Source organism: Apibacter sp., assembly GCF_025291155.1.
In the GTDB taxonomy this organism is placed as follows: domain Bacteria; phylum Bacteroidota; class Bacteroidia; order Flavobacteriales; family Weeksellaceae; genus Apibacter.
In genome coordinates, this window is the sequence record NZ_JAMBJZ010000027.1 from 1 (window position 1) to 21,208 (window position 21,208).

Annotated in this window: 15 protein-coding genes; 3 read left to right on the forward strand and 12 right to left on the reverse strand. The window is 32.3% G+C overall.

Features of this window, described 5'->3' with window-relative positions; genetic code table 11:
• Together M3Z80_RS04255 and M3Z80_RS04260 are read right to left on the reverse strand one after the other, a co-directional pair.
• Nucleotides 1-511: MFS transporter (locus M3Z80_RS04255; RefSeq protein WP_293917878.1), on the reverse strand; the 511-nt coding region annotated here is incomplete at its 3' end.
• A gap of 54 nt (nucleotides 512-565) precedes the next feature.
• Nucleotides 566-2,146, reverse strand: coding sequence for a glycerol-3-phosphate dehydrogenase/oxidase (locus M3Z80_RS04260; protein ID WP_293917879.1), 1,581 nt, complete (start codon nucleotides 2,144-2,146; stop codon nucleotides 566-568).
• 289 nt (nucleotides 2,147-2,435) lie between these two features.
• On the opposite strand from M3Z80_RS04260, the gene M3Z80_RS04265 reads away from it, so the two are divergent.
• Entirely contained in the window at nucleotides 2,436-3,203 is a 768-nt protein-coding gene (locus M3Z80_RS04265; RefSeq protein WP_293917880.1) for a DeoR/GlpR family DNA-binding transcription regulator, read from the forward strand.
• Between the two features lie 62 nt (nucleotides 3,204-3,265).
• Here the strand turns inward: M3Z80_RS04265 and glpC are convergent, their stop codons facing one another.
• The 5 genes from glpC to cycA all read right to left on the reverse strand — a co-directional run bounded on the left by glpC (nucleotide 3,266) and on the right by cycA (nucleotide 10,427).
• Nucleotides 3,266-4,480, reverse strand: a complete 1,215-nt coding sequence (gene glpC, locus M3Z80_RS04270; protein ID WP_293917882.1) for an anaerobic glycerol-3-phosphate dehydrogenase subunit GlpC — start codon at nucleotides 4,478-4,480, stop codon at nucleotides 3,266-3,268.
• Nucleotides 4,461-5,741, reverse strand: a complete 1,281-nt coding sequence (gene glpB / locus M3Z80_RS04275; protein ID WP_293917884.1) for a glycerol-3-phosphate dehydrogenase subunit GlpB — start codon at nucleotides 5,739-5,741, stop codon at nucleotides 4,461-4,463. The genes glpC and glpB overlap by 20 nt, the downstream gene beginning before the upstream one ends.
• Nucleotides 5,731-7,392 carry an anaerobic glycerol-3-phosphate dehydrogenase subunit A gene (gene glpA / locus M3Z80_RS04280; RefSeq protein ID WP_293917886.1) on the reverse strand — a complete coding sequence of 554 codons (1,662 nt, stop codon included), beginning with the start codon at nucleotides 7,390-7,392 and terminating at the stop codon, nucleotides 5,731-5,733. The genes glpB and glpA overlap by 11 nt, the downstream gene beginning before the upstream one ends.
• A gap of 589 nt (nucleotides 7,393-7,981) precedes the next feature.
• On the reverse strand, nucleotides 7,982-8,800 hold the full coding sequence (gene menB / locus M3Z80_RS04285; RefSeq protein WP_293917888.1) for a 1,4-dihydroxy-2-naphthoyl-CoA synthase: 819 nt from the start codon (nucleotides 8,798-8,800) through the stop codon (nucleotides 7,982-7,984).
• A gap of 235 nt (nucleotides 8,801-9,035) precedes the next feature.
• Entirely contained in the window at nucleotides 9,036-10,427 is a 1,392-nt protein-coding gene (gene cycA / locus M3Z80_RS04290; protein WP_293917890.1) for a D-serine/D-alanine/glycine transporter, read from the reverse strand.
• A 167-nt stretch (nucleotides 10,428-10,594) separates the two neighbouring features.
• Here cycA and M3Z80_RS04295 point away from each other — a divergent pair, with 167 nt between their 5' ends.
• Both M3Z80_RS04295 and lpxB read left to right on the forward strand, forming a co-directional pair.
• Entirely contained in the window at nucleotides 10,595-11,374 is a 780-nt protein-coding gene (locus M3Z80_RS04295) for an alpha/beta fold hydrolase (protein WP_293917891.1), read from the forward strand.
• Between the two features lie 59 nt (nucleotides 11,375-11,433).
• Nucleotides 11,434-12,552 carry a lipid-A-disaccharide synthase gene (gene lpxB / locus M3Z80_RS04300; RefSeq protein WP_293917893.1) on the forward strand — a complete coding sequence of 373 codons (1,119 nt, stop codon included), beginning with the start codon at nucleotides 11,434-11,436 and terminating at the stop codon, nucleotides 12,550-12,552.
• Between the two features lie 44 nt (nucleotides 12,553-12,596).
• Here the strand turns inward: lpxB and M3Z80_RS04305 are convergent, their stop codons facing one another.
• The 5 genes from M3Z80_RS04305 to tgt all read right to left on the reverse strand — a co-directional run bounded on the left by M3Z80_RS04305 (nucleotide 12,597) and on the right by tgt (nucleotide 20,521).
• On the reverse strand, nucleotides 12,597-16,859 hold the full coding sequence (locus M3Z80_RS04305; RefSeq protein WP_293917895.1) for an MBG domain-containing protein: 4,263 nt from the start codon (nucleotides 16,857-16,859) through the stop codon (nucleotides 12,597-12,599).
• 544 nt (nucleotides 16,860-17,403) lie between these two features.
• A complete protein-coding gene (gene tsaB / locus M3Z80_RS04310) occupies nucleotides 17,404-18,066 on the reverse strand; it encodes a tRNA (adenosine(37)-N6)-threonylcarbamoyltransferase complex dimerization subunit type 1 TsaB (RefSeq protein ID WP_293917903.1) in 663 nt (220 codons plus the stop codon).
• The gene (locus M3Z80_RS04315; protein ID WP_293917897.1) at nucleotides 18,062-18,271 is read right to left on the reverse strand and encodes a hypothetical protein; all 210 of its coding nucleotides are present in this window, start codon (nucleotides 18,269-18,271) and stop codon (nucleotides 18,062-18,064) included. The genes tsaB and M3Z80_RS04315 overlap by 5 nt, the downstream gene beginning before the upstream one ends.
• A gap of 22 nt (nucleotides 18,272-18,293) precedes the next feature.
• Nucleotides 18,294-19,394: an LptF/LptG family permease gene (locus tag M3Z80_RS04320; protein WP_293917899.1), complete on the reverse strand. Its 1,101-nt coding sequence runs from the start codon at nucleotides 19,392-19,394 to the stop codon at nucleotides 18,294-18,296.
• Nucleotides 19,391-20,521, reverse strand: coding sequence for a tRNA guanosine(34) transglycosylase Tgt (gene tgt / locus M3Z80_RS04325; RefSeq protein WP_293917901.1), 1,131 nt, complete (start codon nucleotides 20,519-20,521; stop codon nucleotides 19,391-19,393). The genes M3Z80_RS04320 and tgt overlap by 4 nt, the downstream gene beginning before the upstream one ends.
• Between the last annotated feature and the right edge of the window lie 687 nt (nucleotides 20,522-21,208).

Here is a 21,208-nt window from a genome sequence, read left to right on the forward strand (position 1 = left end):
ACAACCCCCCCCCAACATTGTGAGCGAGATTCCATACTGCCATTTTTGTACCTCTTTCTTTCACTGAGAACCAATGAGTCATTACTCTTCCACATGGAGGCCATCCCATACCGCCGAACCAACCAATTAAAAATTGGAATACGGCCATTACAGCAATGTTGTACATCCCTATAGATGTCCCTGCAATTATAGTACATACTGAAGCTAATATTAGTCCTAAAGGAAGGAATTTTCTTGCGTTGCTTCTATCCGAAATACCTCCCATAATAAATTTAGATAAACCGTAAGCGGTAGCATTAAAAGAAAAAGCTATCCCTAAATCATATTTACTAAATCCCATTTCTATTAGGTAAGGCATTGCCAATGAAAAGTTTTTTCTAACAAGATAATAGGCTGCGTAGCCTATAAATATTCCTATAAAAACCTGAAGTCTCAAATGCGTATACGAACCTTTTACCTCTGATTCCGGCTTACGTTCAGTAGGCTGAGGTGGTGTAAAAAAATTTGCCATTTTTTTTTATTTTGTAGAGTTAATTATTTTTTGCGACAATATATGAATTTTAACTTACTTTTGGTAATTTACTAATAAATATCCTTTAGCTAACTCTTGGAACTCTTTAGTTTCATTAGCTATCCAGTTCTCATCATACCCTAATTCTTTAGCAATAATTTTTGCTACAGATTCTGCTGAATCTATAGCTGCGCGTGCATCAACAAATAATAATCGGACTCTTCTAGCTAAGATATCTTCAACTTTTTGTGCCATCTCTTCTCTTACTGCCCATACAATTTCTGCTTTTGTATATTCATGGTTAGGATGAATTTTTTGAGCTAATTCAGGATTTTCCTGTTGTAATTTTTTAATTGCAGGTATGTCGGAACCGTAAACATATAGATGATTGGTTCTATCAACTTGATCGGCTGGTATATTTCCGTGTATAGAAAGATTTTCTGTTTTACAAGGCTTACGATCGATTTTTCCAGTATCAATAGCTTTATCAATAAAATCTTCAGCCATTTGACGGAAAGTGGTCCATTTTCCACCGATAATGCTTAATAGACCGGTTTCTGAAACAAGAATTTTATGATTTCTGGATACTTCTTTAGTGCTTCCTCCTTCTTTGTCAGGAGCTGCTAAAGGCCTTTGTCCTGCAAAAATTGATAAAACATCTTTTCGAGTAGGTTTTTTTACAAGGTATTGAGAAGCAGTACTAAGAACAAATTCGATTTCTTGTTCTAATGCTCTAGGCTCTAAACTAGGATGATCTACCAAAACATCAGTTGTACCGACTACAAGTCTATTATGCCATGGAACTGCAAATAATACTCTTCCATCGCTAGTTTTAGGGATCATTAATGCATTATCTCCTGGTAAGAATGATTTATCTAATACTAAGTGAATCCCTTGGCTTGGAACAACTGTTTTTTTGTGATTTGGATCATTCATATTGAGGATATCATTAGTAAACACTCCGGTGGCATTTAATACAACCTTACCTTTTACTTCGTATTCGCTTCCACTAATTTCGTCTTTAACTTTAACACCGACAATCTGATTCTTATTATCTTTTATTAGGCCGGTTACCTTCATGTAATTAAATATGGCACCGCCGTTTTCTACAGCTGTTTGAGCAAGATTTACGGCCATACGTGAATCATCAAACTGTCCATCATAGTAAATTACTCCTCCATGTAATCCGTTAGGCTCAACGGTTGGTAACATTTCTAAAGCTTTGCTTTTACTGATATGTTCTGATTTTCCTAAGCTTAGCTTTTTGGATAACATATCATATATTTTTAATCCAATTGTATAAAAAGGTCCATCGATCCATTTATAATTTGGGATAACAAAAACTTGTTTTTTTGCTAAGTGACTTGCATTTCTTTCTAAGAGGCCTCTTTCTCTAAGAGCTTCTTTAACTAAGGCAATGTCTCCTTGCGCTAAATAGCGAACCCCACCATGAAGTAATTTTGTAGAACGGCTCGATGTTGCTTTTGCGAAATCATGAGCTTCAAATAAAACTGTCTTATATCCCCTTGTAGCAGCATCTACCGCAGCACCTAAGCCACTAGATCCTCCTCCAATTATAATTATGTCCCACTCAGAATTATTATTTAGTTTTGATAATTGATCACCTCGTTTCATTTTGTTTTTTTTTAATTATTTTTTGCTTCTTTTCTGTTGTCAGTAAAATTACAAAAAAAACAATACGAAACACTATGAAATTTTTTAATATAATGTATTTATCATTTAGCTCATATAAAAAACGGTTAAAAATTTGACAAAATAACCTAATTAAATATTAATTAATAGGATAAAAACAAAACGATTCGTTAGTTTTTTTTTGTTAATGTTTATTTTGTTTACATATTGATAAAATTCAATAAGAATTTAGATTTTATTCTTAACTTTAAGCTTTTAAAAATATTTGATCATGATCAAGCTTAATAGAAGACAGCAGCTTATTATAGATGAGTTAGATGAGCATAATTTTACTAAGGTTAATGAGCTTTGCGAAAAATTAAATGTTTCAGCAGTTACTATCCGAAAGGATCTTCAATATTTAGAAAATACAGGTCTTTTATATAGAACTCATGGGGGAGCTAGTAAACAACCTTTATATGCTTTCGAAAAAAATATTAACGAAAAAGAATTTGTGCAGGTGTTACAAAAACAAAAAATAGCGAAAGCTGCACTTAAATTTGTTAACGATCAAGATTTTATTATTTTAGCTTCCGGAACTACAGTTTATTATTTAGCAAAAATTATTTCTGGATATGAAAAATTAACGGTCATCACCTCTTCTTTAAGCGTATCTATAGAATTAGGAAAAGATTCTTTTATTGATGTGATACAATTGGGTGGAAACTTGAGAAAAAGTTCCGTTTCCGTTATCGGTTCTTTAGCAGAATCTGAATTAAAAAAATTTTCATGTAATAAATTATTTTTAGGGATTGATGGCATAGACCTTGATTTTGGTTTGTCAACCTCTAACTCTACAGAAGCTCATTTAAATAAAGTAATGATTGAGCAATCGGAAAAAGTCATTGTTTTGGCTGATTCTACAAAAATAAATAAAAGAGGATTTGGACAGATATGTTCATTAGATAAGGTTGATGTTTTAATTACAGATAATGATATTTCTGAAAAAGATTTAAGCACTTTAGAGGATTGTGGAATAGAAGTTATAGTAGCCAAATAAATATTGTTTATAAAAAAACCCTTATGATTTTTTCATAAGGGTTTTTTACTGAAAATATAATATCAATCCTCTAATGCATGGGCAATTATACTAAGGGGATGTTCACATGGTTTAGTGGTAAACATTTCAATTTGCCACTTACAAGTTTCACAATCGGTGGCAACGATATCAAAGCCTCCGGTTTCAATTTGTTTGAATAACGGATCACCAATTTTTTTAGAAACTTCATGATTCTCCTTTTTAAATCCAAATGTTCCGGCAATTCCGCAACAATTTGATTCCAAAACGGTCACTTCTACATTTGGAATAAGCTTTAGCAATTCCACAGAATAATAGGTCCAACCTAATTTGGCCATGTGGCAAGGAGTATGATAAGCTATCTTTAAAGGTTTATTTTTAAATTTTAATTTTGCGTCAGTTGTACTTAATAGACGATATATATAACGGGTTGCTAATTCTACCTGATCTTTTACCGCGCTGTTATCTACTCCTAATAGGTGAGGATGTTCATCGCGTATAGTAAAAGTACAAGACGATGAAGTAGTAATTACCGGTAATTTTTTGTCAATAACAGATTTACGAATTTCTGACTCATCTAATTTTGCATTCTTTTTAGCTTTTTCTATAAAACCATTAGAGATTAAGGCAATACCGCAACATCTTTCTTTTTCGAGAAGTTGAATTCCAATATTTAATGAATTAAGAACCTTAATCATATCTTTTCCTAGCTGAGGATTATTGTAGTTTACATAACAGCCATGAAAATAAGATACTTGGGTAGGATATTTTTTTTGTTCATTAGCTACTTTTTTATACCAGCTTTTAAAAGTACCGAATGAATATTTGGGAAGACTTCTTCTTTTGTCAATTTTGAGAATAGGTTCAATTAAACTTTTAACAGGTTTGGCCGAAGTCATTGCATTGACTATAGGAGCAAAAGGAGTGGCTAATGTTCCCATAAAGTCTGTGTGGGCAAGTATAACATCTCTTAAAATCGGTTTTTTCTTACTGTATTTAATTCGAGCCATTTGGATAATATCACCAATCTTCACATTGGAAGGACAAGCAACTTCACATCTTTTGCAATTTATACAGTACTTTAAAGATTCATCATAGAAATCAGGATCTTTTAATCGTAATCTTTCTCCATCCGGACCGGAATGTTTTGGACCCGGATAATCAGGATTTACTTTGGATACTGGACAATATACCGTACAAATAGTACATTTAATGCATTGTTCGAAATTATTTTCACTTTTATTGAGCAATAGATTCATAGGTTTTTTCTTTGATTAAAATTTGTTCAGCTACGTATAATGCGGATAAAAAGGATACACCGGCGCCACACCCTTCTTTTAATGGATTAAAGCCACTAAGAATTGCTCCAGCTACAAATAAATTATCTATAGGCATATCGTCTTTTATTCCATGGAAATTTTGATCTGTTTTAACTCCGAATTGCTGATAATTTTGCTTTTCAAATAAATTGGTGTGATACCATTCTGCTCTATCAGTTAAATAGTCTGTATCTAAGTTAAATATAGGTTCGTACACTTGTTTACTGTCAGCTAATAATCCCTGACTAAAAAAGCTACCGGAAGAAAGTATGAAATTTTTAGCGGAAATCGGAATATTTCCGTGATTCAGCGTATACACGTTAGTTACGTGATGTGCTTCTATATCAGCGTGTGTAACGTTATCACCTAACATAAAAACTCCTCCCAATTTTGTAAAATAGTCTTTTAAATATAACTGGGTACTGACCCCTACTAAAGAAGGAGGGAAGGTAGGAATCAAATAAACGGGCTTACCTACCTTATTAATTAGCTTAGGTAAGATTTCCGGATTTTTGAATCCGATACAATCCGGGAAGATAATTACATCGCAAGCCTGACTTTTTTCAATTAATATTTTGGCGAGAATATCCAGATTGTCTTCTTTGTCAAAAACTAAAGATAAATTGGTTGATCTGAATTCGCTCGGATTTTTTCTTATCGTATTTAATTCGGGTAAGTTAAAATATTGTAGGGAAATTTCAATACCCATTTTTTCGAAAGCTTCGGAAATAAATTCCGGATTAAAATCTAAAAATCCTTCAATGTTTATTATAGCTGCCTTTTTCCATGAAAATTTTCCATCCTCAATAAAAGCAAAATTGGGCATAGTTAACCAAGTTGGTTTTATTATACCCATGGGAGTAATTCTATAATGATTTTTATTGGACGCCCCTTGGGTCTCTATTCCAATGCCTGAAAGAAAATTTTTTGCTTCTTGGGCTAATTCAGCAAATTTAGATTTTCCAATCTTTGTATAAGGATGATTCGGAGCTTGTAGGGAAAGTTCCGATATAGAATCTTCAGGGTTACTTACCGATTTTCCGTCAGGTAAATAGTTTAACAAATCGAATGATCCCGAAAAGAAATGTAAAGCACTTTGCCCGGAAGAAATAATAGCACATTTCTGTCCATTCTGCATTAATCGGATACCACTAACTAAACCGGTTAAACCTCCTCCTACTATTACTGTATCAAATTTCATTTTTTGCGTTTTTAATTTGTTCTTGAGTCTTATTTAATCCGCATACTCCTTCATAAACCCAACTGGTAAATTCACTTTCTCTTAAGGTGTCTCCCCAAGCAATAGGGCGTATGCCTTTCCATCTTTCATTAAGAAATATAGTTAAATCTTCTTTGGATTTATCCGAGCTTAGAACTTGGTAGTGATTCATTAGCCCAGCTGCTCTACAGGCACAAAGTTCACCTTGACAGGTTCCCATACCTACACGAGTTCTTCTTCGAAGATCAATAAGGTTGGTAACATGCAATTCATTAATAGCATATTCTACTTCACCTAAAGAGACTTCTTCACATTCGCAAACTAAACTGTTTTCCGTAACCTTGTTCTCTTTTAAATTTTCTGCCATATCTCCTAATCTGTAAATTGCAGATTTACGTATGGTAGAAGGTACGGAAATCATTTTTTGATTTATTTCTTCTGTACTTTGCTGAGATCCCGGAAGATTTGCTTCCGCAGTAGTACAAGGAGTGGTATTATTTAATTTTTTACAAACTAAGTCAGTAGCCCATTCAGCCATTAGCCTATAGGTCATTAATTTTCCTCCGGTAATTGTAATAAATCCTTCCAAGCCGTCTCTTGTTGCGTGGTCTAATAAGACGATTCCTCTACTTACATTACGTCCGGATGGATCATCATCAGAAGCTACTAGTGGTCTTACCCCGGCATATCCTCGTAAAATTCTGGTTTGTAGAAGGGTAGGAGATAATTTTCCTCCTTCTCTGATCAGAATGTCTACTTCTTCAGGAGTAACATACATATTATCTATTTCTTCATAAGGAACATGTGTAGAGGTAGTACCTATTAGGCAAATGGTATCTCCCGGAACAAGAATATCTGAATCTGCCGGTTTACGACAACGGTTTAATACCATATTATTTACTCTGTGGCCAAAAATAAGGAGAGATCCTTTGGCTGGGAACATTTTAATTTTCAAATCTGCATATTCTGCAATTTTCTGACCCCAAATTCCTCCGGCATTAACAATAACGGAAGCATATAAATTTTTTTCTTCTTTAGCTATATGATCATAGACTCTAACTCCGATAACCCTATTCTGTTCTTTTATCAAACCTAAAACTTCATGGTAAGTTTCAATTTTTGCACCATGTTGTTTGGCATCCATAATATTAGAAAGGGTCAGGCGAAATGGATCAACAGTTCCATCTGGAACGATAACAGCTCCAATGATTGAAGGATTTGCAGAAGGTTCTAAGAGTAAAGCTTCTTTGGGATCGATTGCCTTAGCATCTATTCCGGCTGTATGGCAAGCTTCAATGAATTTAGATTGATAAGCGATATCATCTTCCGGAAGGGTTAAAAAAAGTCCGTCAGTTTTCTCAACGCAGTGACTGGCAATACGCTTTAGGATCATGTTTTCCTTAATACATTCTTCAGCAGATTCTCTGTCGGTAACAGCATATCTACTGCCGCTATGTAATAATCCGTGATTTCTTCCCGTAGCACCCGTTGCTATATCGTAACGCTCAAGCATAAGCGTACGCAATCCCCTCCTTGCACAATCTCGGGCAGTTCCGGAACCGGTCGCACCTCCTCCGATAACAATTACATCCCAAGAGCTAGTTTTACTAGAATTAGATAATTCTGTTTTCACAATTGTTTGGTTTTATTTTAGTAACAAAATTACGAAAGAAAACGAAACAACGAGTGCTTACTTTTCTGATATAAATCATTTTTTTTAAATATGTCCTTACTCGTTTTTACTTATTAGTATATGAATTGTATGTTTGATAAATTATTAGTTGTTTGATTATAAAAATTCTATTTTTTTTTAAATTATTTACTATTTATTATGATAAATAATTTTAGTTAAAATTTCGTTAAATATAAATATTTGCTTCTTATTTTTATCTCAAAATAAAGGAAATAAAACGTAATTAATGGTAACAATTTAGTAGCCTAATTCTTATTTTTTTATAAAAAAATGAGGTTTTAATTTATATAAAATCGTGTATTTTTCTGTAAATTTTAGTGAGGGTGAATTGAAATATAGAGAAGTATTTGGATGGGAAATGTAGTTAAGAAAACTAAAGTAATAAGCAGTTTTATGAGGTTAAAGGATAATTAAGCTATAATAGTCCTTTTCTAATAGGTGATAAAAACATAAAAAATTATACCCCTTATGTAAGGTAATAAGAATAAGAAAAAAGTTCCTTTTTTAAAAGGAACTTTCTTAATTATGATTAAGGAAATTTTGGAAATTTTTTAAAATTAGGCTTACGTTTTTCTAAGAAAGCCTTTTTACCTTCTTGGGCTTCATCCATTAGATAATACATTAAGGTGGCATCTCCGGCTAATTGCATTAAACCGTGTTGACCGTCTAATTCCGCATTTAGACATCGTTTTATCATGCGTAGAGCCATAGGGCTTCTTTGTTGCATGATTTCACACCATTCCACTGTGGCGTTTTCCAGTTGTTCGAGCGGAACAACCTTGTTTACCATGCCCATTTCCATTGCTTCTTGAGCAGTATATTGCTGACAAAGGAACCATATTTCCCTTGCTTTTTTTTGACCGACACTTCTGGCGAGATATGAAGATCCGAATCCGCCGTCAAAGCTTCCTACTTTCGGACCGGTTTGTCCAAATTTTGCATTTTCAGAAGCTACGGTTAAGTCACAAACCACATGGAGTACATGGCCCCCTCCTATAGCATATCCGTTAACCATGGCAATTACCGGTTTGGGGATCTCCCGTATTTTCTTATGAAGTTCAAGTACATTTAATCTAGGTACACCGTCTTCTCCCACATATCCACCAACACCTTTTACATTTTGATCACCTCCGCTACAAAAGGCTTTGTCTCCTGCCCCTGTTAAAATAATTACATCTATTTCCGAATGCTCTCGGCAATATTCCATTGCTTCAATCATTTGAAAATTTGTTTCTGGTCGAAAAGCATTATATACTTCGGGACGATTTATGGTAATTTTTGCAATCCCATTCCAGTATTCAAATAATATGTCAGAGTATTCTTTTATCGTTTGCCAATTTCTAGCCATATATTATATTTATTTTCATTGAAATTTTTCAAATTTAGGTATTTTAAGAATATAATGAAAGTAAGAACCTCAAGGATAGAAAGGTATTTACAATCTATCGCTATTATGGATAATTTATGCTTTTTTAAATAAGGAAATAGTTGTAAAATATTTTCCTTGTAACAGTTTATATTAAAGTTGTTATATAAAAATAAAAATATATTTTAAGTGGCATAACAGCTTAATGTAAAATTAATTAAAAATTAGCTTGCCATTGTTTTTTTATTCTTTGAGGTATTATAAAATAACAAATACCAAGCAATACAAACCATAAAGGAGTAAAGATAAGAGCTTGTCTTGTATCATCTTTAAACCAAAAAGCAATAATAAGAAATACAAAAAACACTAAAGAAATATAAACGGAAAAGAGGCCTCCAGGAACTTTATAATTGGATTTATGATGAAGCTCAGGTTTTCTTTTTCGAAATGAAATATAAGAAATAAGTATCATAGACCAAATAAAAATAAATAATACAGTAGCTACAGTGGTAACTAAAGTGAAGGCATACATTATATTTTCGTTACCGAAATAAAGCATTAATACCGAAGGAAGTAGACAGATACAAGAAAAAGTTAAGCCATAGGAAGGAACTGAAGCTTTTGAAAGCTTTCTAAAATAAATGGGTGCTTTTTTACTTATGGAAAGTCCGTATAGCATTCTGCTTGTAGAGAATATTCCGCTATTCGCGGAAGATGCTGCCGAAGTAAGTACCACAAAGTAGGTGATGCTAAATGCTGCTGTGATTCCCGCAAATGAAAATAATACAATAAAAGGACTTTTTTCTGGATCTATAGTTCGCCAAGGCATTACAGACATAATTACAGCTAAAGAGAGAACATAGAATAAAATTACTCTAATAGGAATAGCATTAATGGCTTTAGGCAAGGTTTTTTCGGGATCTTTAGTTTCAGCGGCCGTCGTTCCAACCAATTCCACTCCTACAAATGCAAAGGCAGCTATTTGAAATCCGGCAACAAAACCTGTGAATCCGGTAGGGAAAAATCCTCCATCATTCCATATATTGGATAAGGAGGTAGTTACGCCGGTGGGGGATTTAAATTTGCTACAAATGAATATGATGCCTATTACGATCAGGGTAATTATTGCTAGAATTTTAATTATGGCAAACCAAAATTCTGCTTCACCGAAAAGTTTTACAGTTAATAGATTTAAGGATAAAAATAATAGGATACATACTAATGCCGGAACCCAAGGTGCGATCATATTCGGAAAAAGATATTCAACATAACCGGAAATCGCTATTAAATCTGCACTACCAGTAACAATCCAACAAAACCAATACGTCCATCCCATAAAAAAACCCGCCATAGGACCTAAGAGATCTGTAGTAAAATCTACGAATGATTTATAATTTAAGTTTGAAAGTAATAATTCGCCCATGGCTCTCATGACAAAAAACAAGACAAAGCCTATGATGGCATAAACCAGGAGAATAGAAGGTCCGGCTAAGCTTATGGTTTTTCCGGATCCCATAAATAATCCCGTTCCTATAGCTCCTCCTATAGCAATGAGTTGAATGTGCCTATTTGTTAAACTTCTTTTTAACTGATTGTTGGAATTATTCATGTATTTAATTTTTACTATATTAATAATGTATGGGATTAGAGATAAAATATAGTATAAAATTAAACATTTTTATAAAGTATCATATATAAATTTTAATCAATTTGTAACACAATTTAATAAATTACTATATTTAAGAATATCCATATTTTTGTAAAAAAGATATTAACATGGAAAATCATATCTTAAATTCAAAGATATTTTATAATTCAGGAAAAACCCCTTTATTTATTTTTCACGGATTATTTGGAATGTTAGATAATTGGGGAACTTTAGGTAGGAAATTTTCAGAAACAAACGAAGTTCATCTTATTGATTTAAGAAATCATGGAAGAAGCTTTCATTCCGATGAAATGAGCTATACTACTATGTCTGATGATATTGTGAATTATATGAAGCATTATTCATTAGATAAAGCGATTTTATTAGGACACTCTTTGGGCGGAAAGGCAGTTATGGAATGTGCTATTAAACATCCTGATTTAGTTGAAAAATTAATCGTTGTTGATATGGCACCTAAGGCTTATCCACCGCACCATCAATTAATCTTTGAAGCATTGCAAAGCGTTGATTTTTCGAAGATACATGAAAAAAAAGAAGTAGAAAATATCTTATCACAATATATTAAAGAGGCCGGAATAATTCAGTTTCTAATGAAAAATGTATACAAAACTGAGGATAACCGTTATAATTTTCGTTTTAATTTAAAGACCTTATCGGAGAAATATAATCAGGTAATTAATAATACTATTTCTTATGGAAAATATGAAGGGCCCACATTGTTTATTGCCGGAGAAAAATCAAATTATATTTTAAAAGAAGATGAATTTAACATACGTCAACAGTTTCCTAATGAAAAAACAGTTGTAATTCCTAATGCCGGACATTGGGTACAAGTAGATAATCCGACTGCTTTCTATGAGACTGTGGAAACTTTTATAAAGTCTTAAATTTTTTTAAAGGATAAGCTAAAAGATTTGAGTGTTTTTCAATGAAATATTTTTAAGATATGAAATACTATATAATTGCGGGAGAAGCATCAGGAGATTTGCATGGATCAAACCTTATGAAAGAAATTAAAAAAGTAGATCAATTCGCTGAATTTCGATTTTGGGGAGGAGACTTAATGCAAGCCCAAGGAGGTGTAATGGTTAAGCATTACAGAGATTTGTCCTTTATGGGTTTTCTTGAGGTTGTAGCAAATTTAGGAACCATATTAGGGAATATTAAGCTTTGTAAAAAAGACATTTCTCAGTATCACCCGGATTGTGTTATCTTTATAGATTATCCCGGATTTAATTTACGTATTTGTAAAAGTGTAAAAAAATTAGGAATAAAAACGTTTTACTATATCTCACCTCAATTATGGGCTTGGAAATCGGGGAGGGTCAAAATCATTAAAAAATATATTGACCGCATGTTTGTCATCCTTCCTTTTGAAAAAGATTTTTACGCAAAGTACAATTATCAGGTTGATTTTGTAGGGCATCCTTTATTAGATGCTTTAAACTCATTGCCAGATCTTGATCAAAATAAATTTAGAAAAGAACACGGTCTTTCAGATAAGCCTATCATAGCCCTATTACCCGGTAGTAGAAAACAAGAGATAAAAAAAATGTTATCTCAGATGTTATCTGTAGAAAAAGATTTTTTACCCTATGAATTTGTAATTGCTGGAGCCCCTTCTATTGATGTTGAATTTTATAAGCAATTTTTAAATTCTCATGTTAAGATTGTTTCCAATCAAACATATAATTTACTAAGGATTTCTCAAGCTGCATTAGTAACCTCTGGAACTGCTACGTTAGAAACAGCTTTATTAAATGTGCCTGAAGTAGTATGCTACAAAGGAAGTAGAATATCTTACGAAATAGCTAAAAGATTGATAAAGCATATACAGTATATTTCTTTAGTTAATTTAATTATGGATCGTAAAGTGGTAACCGAACTGATTCAAGACGATTTAAATTATAATAATTTGAAGAGTGAATTAAATAAAATATTGGACCCTACAAATGTTGAAAATATAAAAGGAAATTATTTAGAGCTTAGACATAAATTAGGAGACTCGGGAGCGTCTCTTCGAACAGCAAAGTTCATTGTAGGAGATGTAAAGAAGGATTCCTAATTTAATTAAGGAATCCTTCTTTATATGTTAGTTATATTATCCGATTACTCTTTGATAAACCGGAACATTTTATTCTTATATTTCAGAATATAAATACCAGAATGGTGACCACTTAAATCGATTTTTTTTACCGTATCTCCTGGTAAAACTTTTGTTTCAACAACTAATTTACCCATAAAATTGTAGATTGTTAAATTTTCTTTCTTAATTGTTGGTTTTGAAAAAATCAGTTCTAATATGTTTGAAACAGGATTTGAGGCTATTCTGATTTCTTCACTTACAGCCTCAGAGGCATTGGCACCTAAAGAAAGATTTTTTATAATCAATTTTACTGCCTTAAAGGCTGATAAATAGTTAGGACTTTCCTCGGCCGAAATAATAATATTATATGAGCCAACGGTCGCATATCCTTTCTGAGGGCTAAATTTTAAGATGCTTTCTTTATGATTAAGTGTTGCTTCAACGTTTTTTATTGTACCATCATATGTATATATTTGTTCTTCATTAGTATAAATAAATGCTCCTGCTTTTTTAATGAAAAGATTGTTGGAAAGTGTCAGCGTGTTATAGTTATTATTTATTACGGAAGCAGTAACTCGATATATACCGGAATTAATAGGCTCTTCACTACTTTTTGCGTAAATGGTAGGGCTAACTCCTTCATACTCATATTTTATTTTAGTTTCATTAGGAAGTTTATCGGTAATAAAGACAGAGATACCTTGTTTTTTACTATTATAAGTAGTTATTTTTTCATTAAGCTTAATCCCCATAAAATCTGCTTTACTAATAGTTAAATTACTACGTAACGATAGAGTATTATAGTTTGGATTGGTAAGTGTAGCTGTAACAAGATATGTTCCTGCGTTTACCGGTTTATTTTTCTGTTTAGGATACAAGGTTGAATTAATTCCTTCGTATTCATAAACTATTTCAGTCGCTTTAGGAATGATACCATCAACAACAATTTCTTTTTCTAACCCATCATAAATAATAGTTTTATTTGGCAAGTTTATCCCGGAATAATTTGCTTTTTCAATAACCAATATAATATCTTTTTCTTCAGGAAGATAATTTGGAGTTTCTGCTGATTTTACTTTGATGATATATCTTCCCGCATTTACATATCCTTGTTGGGGAATATAGGAAATAGTAGAATTGTTATGATTAAGTGCAGCATTTATTTTTTTTTCTGTTCCATCATATGAATACGTAACTACTTCATCTGAAATAATTTTCGTAATACCTTTTTTAATAGTTAATGTTGCCGTTAAAATTATCTCACAATCCTTTGAAATAGAGTTGTCTTTTAAAATTGCAGTTACTAAGTATTTTCCTACTTCAGTAGGAGGATGAATATTTTCGTCAAAGGATGTGTTTTCTATTCCCTTGTATCTAGTCTCATGAGTTAAGTAATCGGGCAGATCATTAATGCTAATATCCTTTGGATTTCCATCATAAGTTGTTTCCAGATCATTTATTACTATATGTTTTAAACGGGCACAAGAAGCCTCATTTTGATATTCATAAGCTCCTATATCTATAATGTCTTTAACTATCCGGGGATAATTATTTAAATCTTTATTGATACTACGTACATAATCATTATTGCCTTTATTAATGACAGGGCTGTTAACATTCAAGGTATAATCATCTTCAAATAATGGATCGGTTTTACCCATTATATTATGGTTATTTGTGTCTTCATTATACTGTACTAGACTGTAGTTAAAACTAGGATATCCTTGATTATTATTATTAATAGTATTCGGTTTATTTCCCCAGATAATGCTATTGTTAACAACCGGTTTTGCATAGTTGCAATAAAGGCCGCTTCCCTTATTATTGGAAACTTCATTATCGGAAATGGTAATGTTAGTAAATTCAGATCCATCCGATCCTTCAATATAAATCCCTCCACCTTCGCCTGCTTTATTTTTAGTTATTAGGGAGTTGATTAAAAGAAGTCGTGAATCTTTATTGAAAATTCCCCCTCCTTTGCCGATTACATTTTTATATCTGGAATTTATAATGCTATTTTCTGAAATAATCACATTGGTTAACGTAGGGTGATCTGATTCTTTGTTATATATGCCCGCACCTAATGCATTTGTATTGATAGTTTCTATTTTATTATTAATTATGGAAACATCTTGTAAAATAGGAGATGATTTATAGGAATATATACCACAACCACCTATGGCTCTATCATCTGACAATATATTGTCTTTAATAATTATATTGCTTATAGAAGAATTCGATCCCTCCAGTAACAATCCAGCCCCGGCATCTACAGCTTCATTTTCGGTTATGATTAAATTTTTTAGCTTAGGAGAAGAATTGATAATATAAATACCTGCTCCATATCCCGTATAAACCCAACTATTATTTACCTCAATATGATAAGGTATTTGATGGGATTTTTTTTTATATGCATTACTACGAAGATTTGCTTTGCCTCCTTTAATGGTAAAGCCGTCAAGTGTTGCATTTCCGACATCTCCGGAGGAAATGACCACATGGTATACATTATCTCCGAAAAGGGTAGAGGCATTATTTTTCCAATCTCTTTGTAGCAGTGAAGTTTCCATACCTGAGAAACCACCATAAATTTCAACATTTTTTGGTAGTAAAAAAGAACGATCATTTATTTGATTCGTACCATTTCCCGGTATATACAGAGGAGAATAAGTTCCTTTTGAAACCCAAATTTTTTTAATAGTTGCGATTTCACCAATATTTTGTTCTCCGGCTATCTTTAAAACATCTGCCAATTCTCCATATGCCTTATCCCAAGAACTGCCGTCTCCCTTGCCACCTTTTTTTACATATACAATGTCTCTGTTAGGATAAAAACCAGGCATATAAATGGAACTTCTATTAGCTTCAAGCGTATATCCGAAAGCAACACTAAAATTATATAAAGGATAAGGCTTCCCGTATAAAAAGTTGCCATCTTTATCTCTAGGCTCAATGTCGGGTCTCAAAGTCATTTCATTTCGTTCTCTAGGATAAATATAGTTTCCATCCTTTTTAGTATCTAAATCAACATAAGTAAAAAAAGCTTGATAATCATCACTATCTCTAAGGTTTCCGGCTTTAACTATAAATTTGCCATTATGATATATATTCTGTTGGCCATAAATAACTTCTACATTTCCGGTAATGTCATTAGCACAAGTAATTATAACAGTATTTTCATTTTGATCAATTTTTACTTCGGAAATATTTTCCAAAGCACCATTATTCTTTAATTTAAAACCATAATTGGGAAGTGCCTTTACCAAATTCGTATCAAATACAAGAGGCGGGTGGGGAACATGAAAAACGACACCAACGGATTTGGAGGATATACGATAGATTTGCTTGGGTTGTAAGGGTTTGAACTCTTCACCTAAAACTTGAGTTTTATAATAGACTTTTGCCATTATTTCCCCGTACCATCTATATCCATTAGCATCCAGATGGATTCCTCTATGAGGCAAATGATAGGTAGGGCCTGCACTAATAATATCTTCGTAGGTATTAGAGAGCTCCAATTGAGCAAGTCCTATATTTACATTATCGTCACTTCGAGAAGAACCCACTTGATAGGTAATTAATACCGGTTTTTTTCTTTGGCCGTAAGCATTCATGATATCTTTCTGCATATCATTTTTTAAATTAACAAACAGTCTTTTATATTCGTTTTTATCGAGTGTAGCACCTCTGGTTCTGTCATCATGAAGATTGATATAATTGAATTCTCCATGCATCAAGAAAATTGCAGGAGCTTCAATTTTGTAACCGTTGTTACGGGCAATGGAGGCGGCAGATTCTACGGACTTTAAAAAATATTCTTTATAGTAATTCGTTTTAAAAAGGCCCGGTTTGGATAAAGCTTCAATGCTTTTTCCATTTACTCCATCGGAAGATGCTACATATTGAACTCCAACTTGCGACTGTTTTAATTGCAGGTGGTTGGTTAATCCTATCAACGGATCTTCGGCAGAAGTCATCGAGGATTTGCTTTTAGGATAATTTTGGTATATACGAGCAATAGATGCTTTAAGAGGGATGAACTCCGTGGAATTGGTATTCCCAAAATTAATCCATACCTGATCACCTATCATATAATTTCCTGCAATATTTTCAGTAGATAAAGCCGGATAAGATTGAGCCCCGGTAGCTAAACTTTGACCATATGTAATTAGATGATGGTAAGTCCTATCGTTGAATTTTTTAGAGGATTCTGTAGTTTCATGAAAGTAAACTGATCCAATGGCTAGAGTATGAATTAAAATAAGAGCAGAGTAAAAACTTTTCATATATCACAATTAAACTAAGAATTTATATAACAAAATAAATTATCAAATTGCAGAAATGAGAAATTAATTTTATATATTATAAAAAAATCATAAAATTAATTTTATGAGCAAATATCATAAGGTAATTTAAGATGCTAAATAAATTAACATACACATAAATTAACTTTTAATATACGAAAACGTAAAAATACAAATATTTTTATATTAACATAAATATAATTATGGATAATAATAGAAAATTTTACTTGTAAATTTATTGTTAGATCTTCTTATAATAAATATAAGCCGTTATTGCAGATTAATTAAAGCAAACTATTTATTATAATGATTTCAAAAAATAATATTTATTCAAATTTTTATCAAAAATAAAAAAAAAGAGTGATTTTTGTAAACATTTTGTTTAGCGATATAAACATTCTAAATTAAAATTAGTACACTCTTTCAATTTATAGTATAAATCAAAAATAAAACAGATATTAAATTTAAGAATTCAATAGTATAAAATCAAAAGGTGATATTTTTGGATACTAAAATAGTAGGAAAATTATTTCCAATCTTTCAAATAAAAAGGATCAAAATAAGCCACATCTTCAAAGATGCCTTCTTGAAATTTTTTATAAGAAAGATTAACCATGTTTTTAGACTGAGGATAAGCATGTATAAACGAGGCATTCTCTAAATCGAAAGAAATTTCTTTCAAAAAAATTTCGGTTTTTTCAACAGCATCTCCTACAAAAAGAATTTTTTTATTATTCAGATCTTCAAAAGATTTCTCATGTAAAACATGAGCATGAGTTTCAACAAGAGGCTTCCCTTTCTTATCAAAGACTGAAGTATAAACTTCCATTCTTCGAGCATCCATTACAGGAATAATAAAATCATATTCAGCATTAAAGTAAGGAGAAGCTAGAATGTATAAAGAATTTACAGAAATAAGCGGGATGTCATTTCCAAAACAAAACCCCTTGGCTGCGGCAAGACCTATTCGTAAGCCTGTATATGATCCTGGACCTTTTCCTACTGCTACCGCATGAATATCCGAAAGAGTAAGTTCTGCCCCCTCAAGAGCCCATTCTATAAATAAATGAAGATTTTCACTATGTTTAAAATCTTGAGATACTTCTTCACAATAGGAATTTATCTCACCTTCGGTACCAATAGTTACCGAGCAGTTTTTAGAAGAGGTTTCAAGATGTAGAATATTAATTGCCATTATTATTATTTCTTTTCATGATGAAATTTACAATTATTTGGATGATGATAGCCACCATTCCAAAGCAAAAATAAATTAAAGCAAAAAATTCGTTTTGAGAGGGGGCGCCATCCGTGCAGGTATACAAAAAAAACGACCGTATTATAAAATAGAGCCCGATTATAAATGCTACTAAATTTGCAAGCTTTTTTTTCTTCATAGTCGTATTTGTATGTTATTTTTTAGGCATATGCCCGTTTTATATATAGAACTAAAGTTATAATTCCAAAAATAAAATTAGGTAACCATACGGCAAACCAAGAAGGCAAAATTCCTTTGGAAGAAAATATTTGTAAAGCCTGAAAAGAGAATATATATAAAAAAGCGCACGAAATGCCAATAGCTAAATTTATACCTAATCCCCCTCTTTTTTTTGTTGAAGAGAGAGATAATGCGAGAAAAGTTAAAATGATTACTGCTACCGATGAACTTGTCCTTTGATGAAGCTCATTGAGGTATATGTTTACATTATTTGCGCCTCTCATTTTCTCTTTTTTTATAAATTTATTCAGTTCAGGAGTATTCATAGTTTCAGCGACAAAAGCTTCAGGGAGTAACTCATCCGGAGTAAAATTAAAATGTTTTTTTAAAGTAGCGCCATTTTTTAAAGACAATACTTTCCCTTTCGGAGATATTTCCTTTTCGTAATAATTACTTAAAACATAAGTGGTATCTTCTTCCGACCAGTATATCTCGGTAGAACGTAATTCATGGAGTAATACTCTGTTTTCATCAAATTTTTGATATAAAAATCCGGTGCCTCTTTTCATTTGCCTATTATAGCTGTTCACAAAAATATACTCCGAAGGAGATATTTGCGCAGATATATTTTGATTTGCTAAGTAGGCATCTTTTTTGTTTCCGGTAAGAATTTTCACGCTAAATTCATTTTTCTTGATATTTGCCCAGGGAAGTAGGAAATGATTGGTCATAAATGAACCGAAAGCGATTAATATTCCCACAATAAGATAGGGCCTTGAAAATCTGAAAAAACTTGCTCCTGAACTCGTAATGGCAACAATTTCCGTATTATTAGCCATTCGTGAAGTGAAATAAATAACAGAGATGAAAACCAGTATAGACGCAAAAACGTTTACGGCCCAGATAACATAAAACGGATAGTATAGTTTTAAAGTATCCAATACGGAAAAACCGTTTTCGCTAAATTCCTGATAATGGCTTTGTATATCAATAATTATAAATACGGCAATTAATAGAATCAACATGAAAAACAAGGTTCCTAAAAAATTTCGAATAATATACCGATCTAAAATTGTAATCATAATCTATTTCTTAACTGCGGAATTACAGATTTTTTCCAACTAGTAAAGTCGCCCTCTAATATGTGTTTTCTAGCTGTTTTAACTAAGTCCAGATAAAAAGCAAGATTATGAACCGAAGCAATTTGCTTTCCTAAAAATTCATTAGCAGAAAATAAATGCCTTAAGTAGGCTCTGGAATATTCGTGATCAACATAAGCAGTACCTTTAGGGTCTAATTCAGAAAAATCATCTGCCCATTTTTTTTTTTTTATATTGATTACTCCGTCCCAAGTAAATAGCATTCCGTTTCGAGCATTTCGAGTAGGCATAACGCAATCCATCATATCTATACCTAAAGAAATAGATTCGATAATATTCCACGGCGTACCCACACCCATTAAATAACGAGGTTTTTCAACAGGTAAAATATCGGTTACTAGGTCGGTTATGCGATACATTTCCTCTTCCGGCTCACCTACACTTAGCCCACCTATAGCATTTCCATCTGCATTTACAGAAGAGATAAATTCTGCAGATAACTTTCGCAGATCATCAAATATGCTACCCTGCACGATAGGAAACAGATGCTGTTTATAATTATAAAATTCAGGATTTTCTTCACACCATTTTACACATCGTGTCAGCCATTTGTGAGTGATCTCCAACGAATTCTTAGCATAAGCATAATCGCAAGGATAAGGGGTACATTCATCAAAAGCCATAAATATATCTCCACCGATGAATCGTTGGATTTCCATAGATTTTTCAGGTGTAAAAAAATGGTAGGAACCATCAATATGAGATTTAAATTTTACTCCTTCCTCTTGGATTTTTCGGGTTTGGGAAAGAGAAAAAACCTGATAGCCTCCGCTATCGGTAAGAATGGGGCGATCCCAATTGATAAATTTATGTAATCCGCCGGCTTTATATAAAATATCAGTACCTGGCCTAAGATATAAATGATAAGTATTGCCCAAGATAATTTGAGCCTTAATATCATCTTTCAATTCCCGTTGATGTACTGATTTTACAGAACCTACCGTCCCAACCGGCATAAATATTGGAGTTTCAATAATTCCATGATCGGTTTGCAATATGCCGGCTCTTGCTTTAGAATTTTTATCTTTTTCGGTACTACTAAAAAACATAAATGCAAATATATAAACAGATTTAAAAATTCTTCTAAAAAAGGTTGATTTTTAACATTTACATTTAAGTGGTTAATTGTAAGTGAATTGGGTTTAATGGGGTTGAGGTTGATAAAGGTAAAGTAAGCGAGATGTCTTATTATTATATAAAAAACTTATTTTTTTATATATTTGAGTTCTTATAGTTATTTTTATCTTTTGTGTGTGAATAAAAATAATTTTAGGTATATAATTAGTATACGTTTTTTCTATAATGGGCGATTTTAATTTGATTACTAGTATGTATACTTAGTATTGTGAATTGCTTTCGAATTTTAATAGTTGGAATGATAAATTACAGCTTATTAATAAGTTAAATCATCTACTGTAATGTTGTGAATTGCTTTCAAATTATTAGTAGTTGAAGTGATACATCACAGCTTATTAGGTGCTGCTTCATAAACGTCAATTATTGTGAATTGCTTTCAAATTTTAGTATTTTTGTGATACATCACAGCTCATTTGTGGTGGTGTTACGATCATTGGGGGTTGTGAATTGCTTTCAAATTTTAGTATTTTTGTGATACATCACAGCCGCCCTCATTTTATCTTCCCCAGAATATAAGTTGTGAATTGCTTTCAAATTTTAGTATTTTTGTGATACATCACAGCTCAATATAATTCCCTTTAACATCACATTGCGTTGTG